The 13,967-nt window shown below is 68.3% G+C and carries 16 protein-coding genes; 7 read left to right on the top strand and 9 right to left on the bottom strand.

Annotation, left to right across the window (positions count from 1 at the left end):
- Window positions 1-2: 2 nt before the first annotated feature.
- Genes pqqC through pqqE form a run of 3 tightly spaced genes read left to right on the top strand, consistent with a single transcriptional unit; the run spans window position 3 to window position 2,141 of the window.
- Entirely contained in the window at window positions 3-719 is a 717-nt protein-coding gene (pqqC, locus tag KU887_RS23560) for a pyrroloquinoline-quinone synthase PqqC (protein ID WP_043206078.1), read from the top strand.
- Window positions 719-1,000, top strand: coding sequence for a pyrroloquinoline quinone biosynthesis peptide chaperone PqqD (pqqD, locus tag KU887_RS23555; protein ID WP_006480620.1), 282 nt, complete (start codon window positions 719-721; stop codon window positions 998-1,000). Before pqqC ends, pqqD begins: the two co-directional genes overlap by 1 nt.
- A 1-nt stretch (window position 1,001) precedes the next feature.
- Window positions 1,002-2,141 carry a pyrroloquinoline quinone biosynthesis protein PqqE gene (gene pqqE / locus KU887_RS23550; RefSeq protein WP_060263864.1) on the top strand — a complete coding sequence of 380 codons (1,140 nt, stop codon included), beginning with the start codon at window positions 1,002-1,004 and terminating at the stop codon, window positions 2,139-2,141.
- Between the two features lie 210 nt (window positions 2,142-2,351).
- Here the strand turns inward: pqqE and KU887_RS23545 are convergent, their stop codons facing one another.
- Window positions 2,352-2,690: a helix-turn-helix transcriptional regulator gene (locus KU887_RS23545; RefSeq protein ID WP_006493567.1), complete on the bottom strand. Its 339-nt coding sequence runs from the start codon at window positions 2,688-2,690 to the stop codon at window positions 2,352-2,354.
- Between the two features lie 78 nt (window positions 2,691-2,768).
- Here KU887_RS23545 and KU887_RS23540 point away from each other — a divergent pair, with 78 nt between their 5' ends.
- Together KU887_RS23540 and KU887_RS23535 are read left to right on the top strand one after the other, a co-directional pair.
- Entirely contained in the window at window positions 2,769-3,668 is a 900-nt protein-coding gene (locus KU887_RS23540; protein ID WP_006485430.1) for a hypothetical protein, read from the top strand.
- Between the two features lie 207 nt (window positions 3,669-3,875).
- The gene (locus KU887_RS23535) at window positions 3,876-4,106 is read left to right on the top strand and encodes a hypothetical protein (protein WP_048985139.1); all 231 of its coding nucleotides are present in this window, start codon (window positions 3,876-3,878) and stop codon (window positions 4,104-4,106) included.
- Between the two features lie 155 nt (window positions 4,107-4,261).
- Here the strand turns inward: KU887_RS23535 and KU887_RS23530 are convergent, their stop codons facing one another.
- The 5 genes from KU887_RS23530 to KU887_RS23510 all read right to left on the bottom strand — a co-directional run bounded on the left by KU887_RS23530 (window position 4,262) and on the right by KU887_RS23510 (window position 9,242).
- Complete coding sequence (locus KU887_RS23530) at window positions 4,262-5,122, bottom strand: alpha/beta hydrolase family protein (protein ID WP_006498721.1); 861 nt, start codon at window positions 5,120-5,122, stop codon at window positions 4,262-4,264.
- Between the two features lie 108 nt (window positions 5,123-5,230).
- Window positions 5,231-5,971, bottom strand: a complete 741-nt coding sequence (locus tag KU887_RS23525) for an alpha/beta fold hydrolase (RefSeq protein ID WP_060211988.1) — start codon at window positions 5,969-5,971, stop codon at window positions 5,231-5,233.
- Window positions 5,968-6,774, bottom strand: coding sequence for a DinB family protein (locus tag KU887_RS23520; protein WP_058903473.1), 807 nt, complete (start codon window positions 6,772-6,774; stop codon window positions 5,968-5,970). The genes KU887_RS23525 and KU887_RS23520 overlap by 4 nt, the downstream gene beginning before the upstream one ends.
- Before the next feature lie 109 nt (window positions 6,775-6,883).
- Window positions 6,884-7,315 carry a YciI family protein gene (locus tag KU887_RS23515; protein WP_006481960.1) on the bottom strand — a complete coding sequence of 144 codons (432 nt, stop codon included), beginning with the start codon at window positions 7,313-7,315 and terminating at the stop codon, window positions 6,884-6,886.
- 160 nt (window positions 7,316-7,475) lie between these two features.
- A complete protein-coding gene (locus tag KU887_RS23510) occupies window positions 7,476-9,242 on the bottom strand; it encodes an ATP-binding protein (protein ID WP_006481958.1) in 1,767 nt (588 codons plus the stop codon).
- Between the two features lie 155 nt (window positions 9,243-9,397).
- Here KU887_RS23510 and KU887_RS23505 point away from each other — a divergent pair, with 155 nt between their 5' ends.
- On the top strand, window positions 9,398-9,628 hold the full coding sequence (locus KU887_RS23505; RefSeq protein ID WP_006481962.1) for a hypothetical protein: 231 nt from the start codon (window positions 9,398-9,400) through the stop codon (window positions 9,626-9,628).
- Window positions 9,629-9,943: 315 nt separating this feature from the next.
- Here the strand turns inward: KU887_RS23505 and KU887_RS23500 are convergent, their stop codons facing one another.
- From KU887_RS23500 to KU887_RS23490, 3 genes are all read right to left on the bottom strand, one after another.
- A complete protein-coding gene (locus KU887_RS23500; RefSeq protein ID WP_062884942.1) occupies window positions 9,944-11,368 on the bottom strand; it encodes an MFS transporter in 1,425 nt (474 codons plus the stop codon).
- A gap of 159 nt (window positions 11,369-11,527) precedes the next feature.
- Window positions 11,528-12,289 carry an ABC transporter permease gene (locus tag KU887_RS23495; RefSeq protein WP_006481964.1) on the bottom strand — a complete coding sequence of 254 codons (762 nt, stop codon included), beginning with the start codon at window positions 12,287-12,289 and terminating at the stop codon, window positions 11,528-11,530.
- A gap of 3 nt (window positions 12,290-12,292) precedes the next feature.
- Window positions 12,293-13,237 carry an ABC transporter ATP-binding protein gene (locus KU887_RS23490; RefSeq protein WP_006481959.1) on the bottom strand — a complete coding sequence of 315 codons (945 nt, stop codon included), beginning with the start codon at window positions 13,235-13,237 and terminating at the stop codon, window positions 12,293-12,295.
- 424 nt (window positions 13,238-13,661) lie between these two features.
- On the opposite strand from KU887_RS23490, the gene KU887_RS23485 reads away from it, so the two are divergent.
- A complete protein-coding gene (locus KU887_RS23485; RefSeq protein WP_006482698.1) occupies window positions 13,662-13,958 on the top strand; it encodes a cupin domain-containing protein in 297 nt (98 codons plus the stop codon).
- The last annotated feature ends 9 nt before the right edge of the window (window positions 13,959-13,967 follow it).

The following is a 13,967-nucleotide window of genomic DNA, read 5'->3' as shown; positions in this document are numbered from 1 at the left end:
CGATGAACGCACCGATCCCCGCTACGGCGTTGCACGCGACGCCCTGGACCGCGACCGAATTCGAGGCGCGCTTGCGTGCGCTCGAATCGCGCTATCACATCCATCATCCGTTCAACCGGCGGCTCAACAGCGGCGCCTGTTCGCCCGCGCAGATCCGCGGCTGGGTCGCGAACCGCTTCTACTACCAGATCTGCATTCCGCTCAAGGACGCGGCGATTCTGTCGAACTGTCCCGATCGCGACACGCGGCGCCGCTGGATCCAGCGGCTGATCGACCACGACGGGCAGGGCGACAACGCAGGCGGCATCGAGGCGTGGGTGCGGCTCGGCGAAGCGTGCGGCCTGACGCGCGACGAACTGTGGTCGCTCGAACACGTGCTGCCCGGCGTGCGTTTCGCGGTGGACGCGTACGTGAACTTCGCGCGGCGCGCGCCGTGGCAGGAAGCCGTGTGCTCGTCGCTGACCGAGATGTTCGCGCCGCAGATCCATCTCGACCGGCTCGCCGGCTGGCCGTCGCATTACCCGTGGATCGAGCCGGCCGGGCTGCATTACTTCCGCAGCCGCGTGCCGCTCGCGCAGCGCGACGTCGAGCATGGGCTCGCGGTCACGCTCGCGCATTTCACGACACCGGACGCGCAGCAGCGCGCGCTCGGCATTCTGCAATTCAAGCTCGACATCCTGTGGTCGATGCTCGACGCCGTCGAAAAGGCCTACCCGTGATGAACGCGATCGAAGCCGCCAGCGGCGTGCCGCTGCGCCCCTGCCTCAGGGGCATGTACCGCCTGCAATGGGAGGCGGCCCAGGATGCGTACGTGCTGCTCTATCCGGAGGGCATGGTCAAGCTCAACCCGAGCGCGGGCGAGATCCTCGCGCGCTGCGACGGCACGCGCGAACTGGACGACATCATCGGCGAGCTCGAGCGCCTGTTCATGCAGTCGGATCTCGCGACCGACGTCTACCGTTTTCTCGATCATGCGCGACTGCGCGGCTGGCTGGACTGACATGACGCCCGACACCCCCCGTCCGTCCGCGCCGCTGTGGCTGCTCGCGGAACTCACGTACCGCTGCCCGCTGCACTGCGCGTTCTGCTACAACCCGGTCGACTTCGCGACGCACGGCGCGGAACTCGACACCGACGCGTGGCGCACGGTCATCAGCGACGCGCGCGCGCTCGGCGCCGCGCAAATCGGCTTCTCGGGCGGCGAGCCGCTGCAGCGCGGCGACCTCGAGACGCTCGTCGCGCATGCGCGCGGGCTCGGCTTCTATACGAACCTGATTACGTCGGGCATCGGGCTGAACGTCGCGCGCATCGAGCGGCTCAAGGCCGCCGGGCTCGACCACATCCAGTTGTCGCTGCAGGATTCGACGCGCGAGCTGAACGATTTCCTGACCAGCACGCGCACGTTCGAACGCAAGCGCGACGTGGCGCGACTGATCAAGGCGCACGGCTATCCGATGGTGCTCAACTGCGTGCTGCATCGCTACAACCTGCCGCACGTGGGGCAGATCATCGAGATGGCGCTCGATCTCGGCGCCGATTACCTGGAACTCGCGAACACGCAGTACTACGGCTGGGCGATGCTCAATCGCGACCAGTTGATGCCGACCGTCGAGCAGGTGCGCGAGGCCGAGGATACGGTCAACCGCTATCGCAAGCTGATCGGCGAGCGCTGCAAGATCCTGTTCGTCGTGCCCGACTATTTCGAGCGCCGCCCGAAGGCCTGCATGAACGGCTGGGGCTCGGTGTTCCTCGGCGTCGCGCCGGACGGCACCGCGCTGCCGTGCCATGCCGCGCGGTCGCTGCCGGGGCTCGCGTTGCCGAACGTGCGCGACCGCTCGCTGCGGGACATCTGGTACGACAGCGACGCGTTCAACGCGTTTCGCGGCGACGACTGGATGCGCGAGCCGTGTCGGACGTGCGACGAGCGGCATGCGGATCACGGCGGTTGCCGGTGTCAGGCGTACCTGCTGGCCGGCGATCCGAACGAAGCCGATCCGGTGTGCGCGAAATCCGCCCATCACGGCCAGGTCGAACAGGCCGTGCAGTTCGCGCGCCGGCGCGCGCCGCCCGACGAACGGCCGCTGGTTTTTCGCAGCAGGGAGAATTCGCTCGCGCAATGCGGCGTGACGTGCGACGGTTGACGGGGCACGGCCGGGACGACGGCAGGCCGCGTCGTCGCCGCGCGTGTCGCTGCCGCCGGCAGCGGCTATCCGCGCTTCGATGCGGTGCTGCGCGATGCGTGGCTCACGAGCCGCTGCGCCACGCATGTAGAGAACGGCGCGCCGTCGCCGATCCGGGCGCGCGTGCCGATCACGTTCAATCTCGATGAATGACGGGGCCCGTCGCCGCCATTACCCGTCATCCGCCTTCGCCTGCAAATCCTTCAGCCCCTGAATCACGACCAGCAGCGCGCGCCCGTGCTCGTCCGAGCCGTCCCACGCGTCGACGATCGCGTCGCGCAGCAGGTCGTTGTACCGGCGGCGCGACGGCTCCGTGTCGACACCGTAGAAACTGCATAGCTTGTTGAATGGCGCGCTGCGGCGCAGCCGGCGCCCGTTCGACAGCCGAAGGCGCGACACGGTGGGCTGGCTGACCCCGGAAAGTCGCGCGATTTCGCTGGACGAGCGTGTATCTGCCAGCAGGCGGCGCAACAGGTCTTGAACGGGAAAATCTTGGTCCGGGGCTTCCATGCGATGCATTATACCTATACAGTTACGGCTGTTGAATGGGCTTGCTGTCACCAGCGAGGCTGTATCCCGAGAAAGTTGATGACACTGAAACACCTCCCTCCCACGTTCTGCTGGACCAAGATCGGTACCGAGTCCGGCGAGGAACTGCCGACCGTCGTGCTCCGCAAGGAATGGGAGCGCCGGCTCGGGGGCGGGCGTTTTCTGTGGGGCATCAACCAGCCGCTCGGCAGCAGCGCGCAAGTCGCCGCGCATCGCACGGGTTCGCTGCTCGCGCTGTTTTCGCCGGTCGCGTCGCGTCCGCGCGCGGGCGAGCGCAAGGACGCGCTGCTGTGGAATGCTTGGGTCGACGCAAGCGGCCAGGTGCGGCCGTTGCCGCCGCATACGTTCATCGCCAGCCGCTCGACGTTGCCGTCGGGCCGGCGTCGCGAGCAGCACTACGCACTCGTGTGCGCGTCGTCCACCGCGCTGACGGTCGGCACGCAGTTGCGCGTGTTTCCCGACCACCTGCGCAGCGTGAGCACCGGCAAGCCGCTGGGCGCCGCGCAAGGGGCGGCCGTGGTCGACTGCATCGGGCGGGCGAAGGAGCAGACGGGCAAGAGCTATCCGCTCGCGCTGTCGGTCGAGCTCGAAGCACCGTATTTCGTGCGGCTCGCGCAGCCGTGCGTGCTGAAGGCGCGCGATCTCGCGGAAGTGAACAAGGCCACGCGCGCGGGCGATTTCGATCGCTTCGTCGAGCTGGTCGCGCGCTTGCGCGGCCGTTCGCCGACGGACGCCGTGCGCGGCGTCACGCGCGATCTGTTCGACGTGCCGCCGCTCGAAACGGCGGCCGCGTATGTGCCGCCCACCCACGTCGCGCGCCTGCGCAACCGGCCGGCGGCCGAGCATCCGCGCGATCTCACCGGCGATCTGTTCGACCTGTCGCCGGGCGAGGCGGCCGCGTTCGCGGGGCTGGCGCATCCGCGCGTCGGGCGCGCGTGACGCCACGCGCGGAGCCGTTCGCGCAAGAATTTGTTGCAATCTCGCCGTAGCGGATCGGCGAGCGCGGAGGGACAATCGGCACGAAGCGCGCGGTGCGGCGGCCGATGCGTCGACAAGCGACGGGTCGTGGTTCACGCCGCCGACATGCGTACCACGCACACTGAGCGTCGGCGTGCTTCACACTGCAATCCTGAGGGAGGAGTGTCGATGTCGACCCACATCTGTTCGCCGGAAGCACGGGCCGCACAACGCTTCGTCGAAGCGACGCGCAACGTCGATCAGGCGTTTCGCGCGGTGCGCGGCGAAAGCGACGACGACGGCTCGTCGACCGAATACGCACGCGCGATGTCGCGTCTCGATCGCGCGCTCGACGAGCTGGCGCGTGCACAGGAATTCTTCGATCGCGTCGTCGGCGCGGACACCGCGCACGACAACTGACCGGCTCGCCGCTTTCGTTTGCCGCGCGCGTCGGGCGACGCGCGTTCATCTTCTTGCCGGGCGCGCTGCGCGGCATGCCGGTTCGTCATCCCGTTTCGACTTTCGACGTCAGGCTTTGCCGTCTCGGGCGGTAGCCGCGCCTCGGCCCGCGCGCGTCATGCCCGGCGCGGCGGGCGTGGCACGAACGCGTAGCCGCGATGCTGGAACGACGTCGCGAAGAACCGCATCTGATAGCGGATCGCGTTCGCCCAGTAGTCCCACGTATGGCCGCCTGGCCGCTCCGCATAGTCGTGCGGCACGCCGAGCGCGACGAGCCGTTCGTGCAGCGTGCGGTTCGAGCCGACGAAGGCATCGTCGCGGCCGCAATCGATCGTCAGGTCGAGATGCGCGCGCACGAATGACCGCGCGCTTTCGACGATCACGTTGCGGTTCCAGAATGACGGATGGCGGTCGGGATCGCCGAACACGTGGGCGATCCCCGGCTCCTCCGTGCAGCAGCGCGGATCGACCGCGCCGCTGATGCTGCCGACCGCGCCGAAGGTGTCGGGCCGGTCGAGCGCGATGCGCAGCGCGCCGAAGCCGCCCATGCTGAGCCCGGTGATCGCGCGCGCGTGCTGGGTCGCGATCGTGCGGAAATGCAGGTCGACGTAGGACACGACTTCGTCGCCGATGAAGGTCTCGTAGCGGCTGCCCGAATCGAACGGGCTGTCGATGTACCAGCTTTCATGTCCGCCGTCGGGCATCACGAGGATCACGCGGTAGCGGTCGGCCAGCGCGGCGATGTGCGTGTTCGACGTCCAGTCGGTATGGTCGCCGCCCGAGCCGTGCAGCAGATACACGACGGGGTAGCGTTCGCCGTGGTTGTCGCGCGCGTAATCGTCGGGCAGCACGATGGTGGCCTTGAGCGTCTCGCTCATCGCGGCGCTCGGGATCGCGACGACCCGTGCATGGAATGCGAACGCAGGGGGCGTGACGGCGAGCAGCAGAAGCAGCCAGAAGGTACGTGCCAGGCGCATCGATCCTTGCATGTGTCGACCCAGTCCGGCCGGATGCCGGGAAAACCCTGTTGCGACGACTCTAGCAACCGCGCCTTTCAACCATATTTCGGCGAATCCTACGGGTTGTCAGGCGGCCGGCTTGCATACGATGCGCGCGAGGGCGGCGCGCAACGCATCGGGCCGCTCGGCCGCGATCAGGTGGCCGCAGCCGGCGATCGTGTCGAAGCCGGCGCAGCGGGCGAGCGCGTATTCGGGCACGTGCCAGCCCGCGCGCGAGCGTTCGCCGGCGATCAGCCAGACCGGATGACGCTCGAACACTTGCGCGAGCGCCGGCAGGTAACCCGCGTCGCCGGTCGTCTCGACCACCGAGCGGCCCATCGCGCGCAGCGTCGATGCCGGCTGATGCGCGAGCCAGCGGCGTGCGTCGTCGAGCTGACTCGGCGACGGTGCGTCGATCGCGCCGCGCAGCCAGTCGAGCGGCGCCGCGCGCAGGCCGTCGAGCATCGCGTCGGCTTCGTCGGGCGTCATGCGCCCGACCGATGCGGACCAGAACGCATCGTCGAGCGTGAAATTGCCTTCGACGTTGACGATGCGCCGCACGCGTTCGGGGTGCGCATGCGCGAACAGCATCCCGATCGCGCCGCCGACCGAATGGCCGACGACATCGACCGGCTGCATGCCGACGTGCATCTCGACGGTTTGCCGCACGTGCTCGACCTGTGCGGCAAGCGAGATCGCGTCGGGCGGCGTGGCGCGATGCGCGCCGTAGCCGAGCAGGTCGGGGCACAGATGCGGGCCGTGCCATCCGCGCACGTCGAACGTGCCGATGAAGCCGTGAATGAAGACGACGGGCGTGGGCTGGATCATGCGGCGTGTGCGGAAGGAAGCGGCGGCAATTCGAGTTCGGCGAGCAGTTCGTCGAGCTCGAGCAGGTGCGTGCGGTCGTGGTCGAGCAACTCGCGCACGAGTTCGTCGAGCGACATCCGGCGAATGCCGTCGCGCAGCCCGCAGCGTGCGAGTTGCGATGGGTCCAGCGCGGCCGCGGTGGCGCACAGCGCGGCGCGGCCGCTGCGGAACGCCACGACGGCGAGATCGAGCGGCTGCGCGAGATAGTCGCGTTGCGCGGCGAGCGCGGTGCCGTCGACGGATTCGATCACGGGCAGCTCGGCCGTGCGCACGGCGTCGATGCGTGCGGCGAACACCGCATCGAGATCGCGCAGGTGGCACGCATGTTCGACGAGCGAGAAGCCGGTGCCGGCCGGGCGGCGCGTGGCCAGCGCCGCCGGTACATGCGCGGCACGGGCGGCGAGCCGGGCGGGCATGCGGGCCAGCGCGGCGACGACGTCGGCGAACGGCAGCCGCTGCGGGTGCGCGGCGAACACCGCGCCGTAGCTGAACAGCGCGCCGCCGAGCCGCCCGCGCGCCTGCACGACCTCATGGCCGTGGCGACGCATCACGTCGGCGACCATTGCGCCGCAGAACTGGCGGGCCGTCGTGTCGGCTTCGACTTCGGGGAATTTGCGTGCGATCTCGTCCTGGATCGCGCCGATCGCGGCGACGCCGACGCGCGACAGCGCCGCGAACTCGAGATAGCGCTCGGGCTGCTCGATCAGCGCTTCGAGCTGGGCGCCGAGCGCGGTCGAGCGGAAACGGTCGAAACGGGAATGCATGACGAAGCCCTGCCGAGTAACGTGACAAAACGATACGTTACTCGGCAGGGCTTCGTCAACGGGCTCGTCCGGGCGCGTGCGAGATTCGCGTGCGCCGCCCGCTTGCGGTTCAGGACTTCTGCCGGGCGTCGACCTCCGCACGCATCCGCGCCTCCTGCTCCTGCAACTCCGGCGTGAATGCGTCGCCGAAATCTTCCGCCTCGAACAGCGGGCGGATCTCGATGTCGGAGTCGCCGGGCATCGGGTTCGGGCAGCGCTTCACCCATTCGACCGCTTCTTCCATCGATTTCACTTGCCACAGCCAGTAGCCGGCGACGAGTTCCTTCGTTTCGGCGAACGGGCCGTCGATGACGGCGCGGCTCTTGCCGGAAAAGTGCACGCGTTTGCCGTGGCTGCTCGGGCGCAACCCGTCGGCGGCGAGCAGGATGCCGGCTTTCACGAGTTCTTCATTGAAGCGGCCCATTTCGGCCATGATTTCGGTGTCGGGCATTTGGCCGGATTCCGAATCGGCGGTGGCTTTGACGATGACCATGACGCGCATTGTCGTATCTCCTTGAACGTGAATAGGACGTTTGCCGGCGGTGCGACGGCAAAACGATCGGTTACGACAACACGACGCGCGACGGCGACGCGAATCGACATCGCGGGTAAAAAAATTCAGCGGCGATCGGAATGGCGAGGGGCGCCGTGTCGGCAATGCGTCAGGCCGCGTCGGCCTGCGCATCGAGCACGCTGCGGATCCGCGCGGCGAGTTCGTCGCGCCGGTAAGGTTTGCCAAGCAGCATCACGCCGGGGTCGAGCCGCCCCGCATGGAAGATCTCGTCGCGTGTGTAGCCCGAGGTGAACAGCACCGGCAACGGCGGCTTGCGCAGCGCGGCGCGGCGTCCGAGTTCGCCGCCCTTCACGCGGCCCGGCATGATCACGTCGGTAAACAGCAGATCGATCGGCGTCTCGCTGTCGAGCACGCGCAGCGCGGCTTCGCCGTCGGACGCCGTGATGACCTTGTAGCCGAGCTGCGCGAGCATGTCGACCACCGTCAGCCGGACATCCGCATCGTCCTCGACGACGAGGATCGTTTCGCGGCCGCGCATCGCGTCGTGCTGCGGCGTGCGGGCAGGCTCGTCGGCCGCCTCGTGGCAGCGCGGAAACGTGAGGCGCACGGTGGTGCCCTGGCCGGGCGTGCTGTCGATCGACACGTGGCCGCCGCTCTGCTTGACGAAGCCGAACACCATGCTGAGCCCGAGCCCGGTGCCTTCGCCGTCCGGCTTGGTCGTGAAGAAGGGTTCGAAGACGCGTTCGAGCACGTCGGCCGTCATGCCGACACCCGTGTCGGCGATCTCGAACGTCACGTATTCGCCGGGCGGCATCGGCGCGCGGCGCGTGCCGGCCGCGGGGCCGGGCTGCGTGCTGTTGTATGCGGCGATCGTCAGCGTGCCGCCGCCGCGCATCGCATCGCGCGCGTTGATCGCGAGGTTCAGCAGTGCGTTTTCGAGCTGGTGCCGGTCGGCGAGTACGTTGCCCACGTCGGGCGACAGCGCGGGGACGATTCGCACCGCTTCGCCGAGCGCGTGGTGCAGCATCTCGTGCATGCCGTCGATCAGCCGGCACGGGTTCAGCGTGGTCGGCGCAAGCGGCTGGCGTCGCGCGAACGCGAGCAGGTGCGACGCCAGTTGCGCGCCGCGCCGCACGGCGTTGTTCGCGTTCTCGATCCGTGGCTGCGCGCTCGCATGCGCGCCGAGTTCGACGGAGAGGATCTGCAGGTTGCCGCTGATCACCTGCAGCACGTTGTTGAAGTCGTGCGCGATGCCGCCGGTCAGGCTGCCGATCGCTTCCATCTTCTGCGCGTGACGCAACTGTTCCTCGATCGCCGCGCGCTCGGCGATCGCGTCGGTCACGCGCTGTTCGAGCGTTTCGGTCAGGTTGCGCAGCTCGGCATTGGATGCCTGCAGCGCCGCTTCCGCGCGATCGCGATGGCGCGTGGCGAGCACGCGCTCGGTGGTCTCGACGACGACGGCGAGCACGCCGCCCGGCGCGCCGTCGTCGTCGGGCAGCGGGCTGTAGTGCAGATCCATCCACACGTCTTCGGGTCGGCCGCTGCGCAGCAGCACGAGCGCCTTGTCGCGATAGGACAGCGTGCCGCCGGCGAGACAGGTGTTCATCACGTTGCGGTTGAAATCGGCGACTTCGGGCCAGCCGAGTTCGACCGGCTGGCCGAGCAGATACGGATGGCGGCCGCCGGCGAACCCGGCATACGCGTCGTTGTAGATCATGTAGCCGGGGCGGCCCCACAGCATCACCAGCGGCAGCGGCGAGGCAAGCACGGCGCGGACTGCCGCGACGAGGCTGGCGGACCAGCCGTCGATCGGGCCCAGCCCGGTGGCCGACCAGTCGAATGCGGTAATGCGTCGGGCCATGTCGCCCTGCCAGCCGGGGCAAGCGTGATGCTGCGCGAACAACTCGACATGCATGGAAGCGCTCCGATGAGGACATGCGGCCGCGGGCGGTGCGGCAGGTCGCGTAAGCGTGGTCCATTTTAGAGCAGATCGATCCGCGCGGCCGCTGTCACGGAGCGCCTCGGCAAAACTGGTATGCTGGTCCACACCACGTTTACGCGGAGGGCGCCATGGCTGCTAAGGAAGTCTCGAAGAAGAAGTACCTGAAGATCCTGAACAAACGCCTGCGTGCGGAGCCGGCGGCCCCGGCCGGCGCGTCGTTCGTCTTTTTCCCGCTGGGTGCGAAGGCCAAGCACGCGACGGGCGTCGTGTCCGGCGACGCGCGCAGCAAGCGCGAACTGGCGGTGATGGCCGCGGTTCAGCGCAAGGCGGCCGAAGAGTTCATCGTCGCCGGCGCCTGACCGGCCCCGGCCCCGGCCGTCGCGCCGCCGGAAGACCGCCGCCGCGGCTTACGCGGCGCGGCTTCGCGATGAGCGAGCGCGCCGGCGAGCACGCGCGGGATGTCGTGCGCGATCACCGGGCCGTGCATCGGCAGGGCGATGTCGAGATCGAGCGCGTGGATCCAGCGCGCTCGCCAGGTGCGTGAGCGACGGCAGGTAGGCCGAGCGTGCGATCGAATCGACGATCGCCGGCAGCGGGTCGTCCGTTTCCTCGTCGCCGAAACGCATCAGGATGTCCGACGACAGCAGCAGCGTGTACGCGGGCCAGCCCGGTGATCAGGACGCCTTGTCCGCCGCCGTCGCCGGATACCGGCCGCTGCCGCCCGCGTCGTCGCCTGCCGCCAGTTGCTCCAGCGCGAGGCCCTTCGTCTCGATTCCCAGTGTCCACACGGCGATGGCCGCCGCGACGAACGACAGCGCGCCGAGCGTGAACACGCCGCCCTGGCCGAACACCGGCAACACGACGCCGACCACGTAAGGCCCGATCAGCGAACCGACGCGACCGATCGCCGACGCGAAGCCCGAACCGGTCGCGCGTGCGCCGGTGCCGTACAGCTCGGGCGTGTACGTGTACAGCGCCGCCCACATCCCGAACAGGAAGAACTGCATCGCGAGGCCCGTGACGATCAGCAGCGTCGTGCTGCCGCCGTACAGCGCGCTCTGGCCGTATGCGTACGCCATCGCACCGCCGCCGATCAGCGATGCGATGCAGGTCGGCTTGCGGCCCCAGCGTTCGACGAGCCACGCGGCGCACAGGAAGCCCGGCACGCCGCCGAGCGAGATCAGCACCGTGTAGAACACCGATTTCGTGACTTCGAAGCCGGCCTGCTGCAGCAGCGCGCCGAGCCACGACGTGAGGCCGTAGAAGCCGAGCAGCGCGAAGAACCACAGCAGCCACACCATCACCGTGCGGCGACGGTACACGCCGCTCCAGATCTCGCGCAGCGCGCCGCGACCGCGTGCGGCGGCCGGCTCGGCGAGCCGCGACGGCGGCGGCAGCGTCGTGACGCCGGCCGAGCGCATCACCTTCGCCTCGATCGAGTGCATCACCGTGTCGGCTTCCGCGTGCCGGCCCGCATGTTCGAGCCAGCGCGGCGATTCCGGCACGATGCGGCGTACGACGAGCACGAACACGGCCGGAATCGCGAGCAGCGCGAACACGGTGCGCCAGCCGAACTGCGGCAGCACGAAATACGCGACGATGCCGGCCGTGATGAAGCCGAGCGGCCAGAAGCCGTCCATCAGCGCGATCAGGCGGCCGCGTTTCTCGGTCGGCACGAATTCGGACAGCAGCGTCTGCGCGACCGGAAACTCCATCCCCATCCCGATGCCGAGCAACACGCGATAGACGATCAACGCGTCGACGCTCTGCGCGGTCGAGCACAGGTACGACGCGGCGCCCCACAGCACCATGCTCCACTGGAACACCGGCCGACGGCCGAAACGGTCGGCGAGCAGGCCGGCGACGGCCGCGCCGAGCACCATCCCGAAGAAGCTCGCGCTCGCGACGAGGCCGGCGGCCGCGGTCGACAGCCCGAACTCCTTGCGAATCGAGCCGAGCACGAACGTCATCGTGCCGAGGTCGACCGAATCGAAGAAGAACGCGATCGCGATGATGAAGAAGATGCGCTTGTGATAGCCGGAGAACGGCAGGCGTTCGAGCCGGGCGGCGGCGGAGGCGGGAGCGGTGGCGGCGGGCATGGCGTCCTCTGAAATGAAAAAGGGGCCGCGCAGCGCATGCTCGAGGGCCCCGATGCTTCGTATTCAGTAGACGCGACCACAAACTGCCGCATCGGAGGAAAAGCGCCGCCCGCTTGCCGAAATGCGTCATCGGCGGGCGGCGCGCGACGCCCGCTCGCGTCAGTTCTTCAGCTTGTAGCCGGTGCGGAACATCCACGCGACGATCGCGAGCAGGATCACGAGGAACAGCGCGGTCGCGGCGAGGCTGATCCACACGTGCACGTCGGCGATCCCGTAGAACGACCAGCGAAAGCCGCTGATCAGGTAGACGATCGGGTTGAACAGCGTGACCACGCGCCACGCTGGCGGCAGCATGTCGACCGAGTAGAAGCTGCCGCCCAAGAAGGTGAGCGGCGTGATGATCAGCAGCGGCACGAGCTGCAGTTTCTCGAAGCTGTCGGCCCAGATGCCGATCACGAAGCCGAACAGGCTGAACGTGACGGCCGTCAGCACCAGGAACAGCACCATCCAGAACGGATGCAGGATGTGCAGCGGCACGAACAGGCCGGCCGTGGCGAGGATGATCACGCCGAGCAGGATCGACTTCGATGCGGCCGCGCCGACGTACGCAATCACGATCTCCCAGTACGACACGGGCGCGGACAGGATCTCGTAGATCGTGCCGGTGAAGCGCGGGAAGTAGATGCCGAACGACGCGTTCGAGATGCTCTGCGACAGCAGCGACAGCATCACGAGGCCCGGCACGATGAACGACCCGTAGCCGATGCCGTTCACGTCGCTGATGCGCGAGCCGATCGCGGAGCCGAACACGACGAAATACAGCGACGTCGAGATCACCGGCGCGATGATGCTCTGCATCAGCGTGCGGCGCGTGCGGGCCATTTCTGCGCGGTAGATCGCGCGGATTCCATGCCAGTTCATGGGTCAGGCTCCTTGCACGCCGTTGCGGCGGTTGTCGATCAGGCTGACGAAAATGTCCTCCAGCGAGCTCTGCGTCGTGTGCAGGTCGCGAAAGCCGATGCCGGCCGAGCCGAGCGCGTTGATCAGCTTCGCGATGCTCGCGTCGTCGCGCTGCGAGTCGTACGTATAGACGAGCGCGGCGCCGTCTTCCGCGCGTTCGAGACCGAACGGCGCGAGCGCGGGCGGCACCTCCGCGAGCGGCTGCTCGAGTTGCACGGTCAGCTGCTTCTTGCCGAGCTTGCGCATCAGTTCGCGCTTTTCCTCGACGAGCACGAGCTCGCCGCCGAGGATGATGCCGATCCGGTCGGCCATCTCTTCGGCTTCCTCGATGTAGTGCGTGGTCAGCAGGATCGTCACGCCGCTTTCGCGCAGCGAATCGACGAGCTTCCACATGTCGCGGCGCAGTTCGACGTCGACGCCGGCCGTGGGTTCGTCGAGGAACAGGATGCGCGGCTCATGCGACAGCGCCTTCGCGATCATCACGCGGCGCTTCATGCCGCCCGACAGCGTCATCAGCTTGTTGTCGCGCTTGTCCCACAGCGACAGCGCCTTCAGCGTCTTCTCGATGTACGCGGGATCGGGCGCCTTGCCGAACAGGCCGCGGCTGAACGACACGGTGGCCCAGACGGTTTCGAACGCGTCGGTGGTCAGCTCCTGCGGCACGAGGCCGATCATTTCGCGGGCCGCGCGGTATTGATCGCGGATGTCGTGGCCGCCGACCGTCACGCGGCCTTCGGTCGGCGTGACGATGCCGCAGATCGAGCCGATCAGCGTCGTCTTGCCGGCGCCGTTCGGCCCGAGCAGCGCGAAGATCTCGCCGGGGCGGATGTCGAGGGTCACGTGCTTCAGCGCCTGGAAGCCGGACGCGTAAGTCTTGGAGAGGTCGGAGACGGAAAGGATCGGTTGCATGCTCACGGATGGCACGGCCGCCCGGCGCGACGGCGGGCGCCGCGCGTGCCCGGCGCCGCCGCCGCTGCGAAGCGGCCGGGACCGGGGACGGCATGGCGAACGGGCGTCATGTCGAACGGCAGGGTAGTGCGGGATCGCGGGACCGCCATATTAGCAATCGGCAGATCGAAATGCATTCTGATGGAAAGGCTGGGCTGGACTGGCGCCGGATTTGCGGGAATTGCGGTGATATCGCTCAACGATTTGGCGTTTTATTTGAATGATGCGAATAATCCGGATGGTTTTCCGCGAATCGGGCCGCGAGCGCGTTGCCGCTCGACGGGCGGGCCGACTGTGCTGCCTGCCGTCCCTCGCGCCGTACCGGGACGGCACGCGTGGCGCTCGCGATAATGCGTGCCTTTCACGGTGATACGGAGCGGGGCGCATGTCTTTGATCGATTTCAAGTCCGTGGCGGACGCGCAGGCCGCCGCATGGAAATCCACGATCGTCGGCGAAGTCGGGCCGGCCCGGATCAAGGTGCTGCGCATGGATGCGCAGCCTTACGAAGCGGAAGTGCACGACTACAACGAGGGGCTGCTGGTGCTCGACGGCACGCTGAGGCTCGAGGTCGAGGCGGAAACGGTCGTGGTCGGCGCCGGGCAGATGTATCTCGCGCGCGCCGGCACGCGCCACGCGGTGCTGCCCGGCAGCCACGGCACGCTCGCGATCATCGACGTATGAGGTGCGCCG

The organism is Burkholderia sp. EMB26, from assembly GCF_024730645.1.
Taxonomy (GTDB): Bacteria; Pseudomonadota; Gammaproteobacteria; order Burkholderiales; family Burkholderiaceae; genus Burkholderia; species Burkholderia cenocepacia.
The sequence above is the reverse complement of the archived record's forward strand: the minus strand, read 5'-3'. Positions and strand labels throughout refer to the sequence as shown.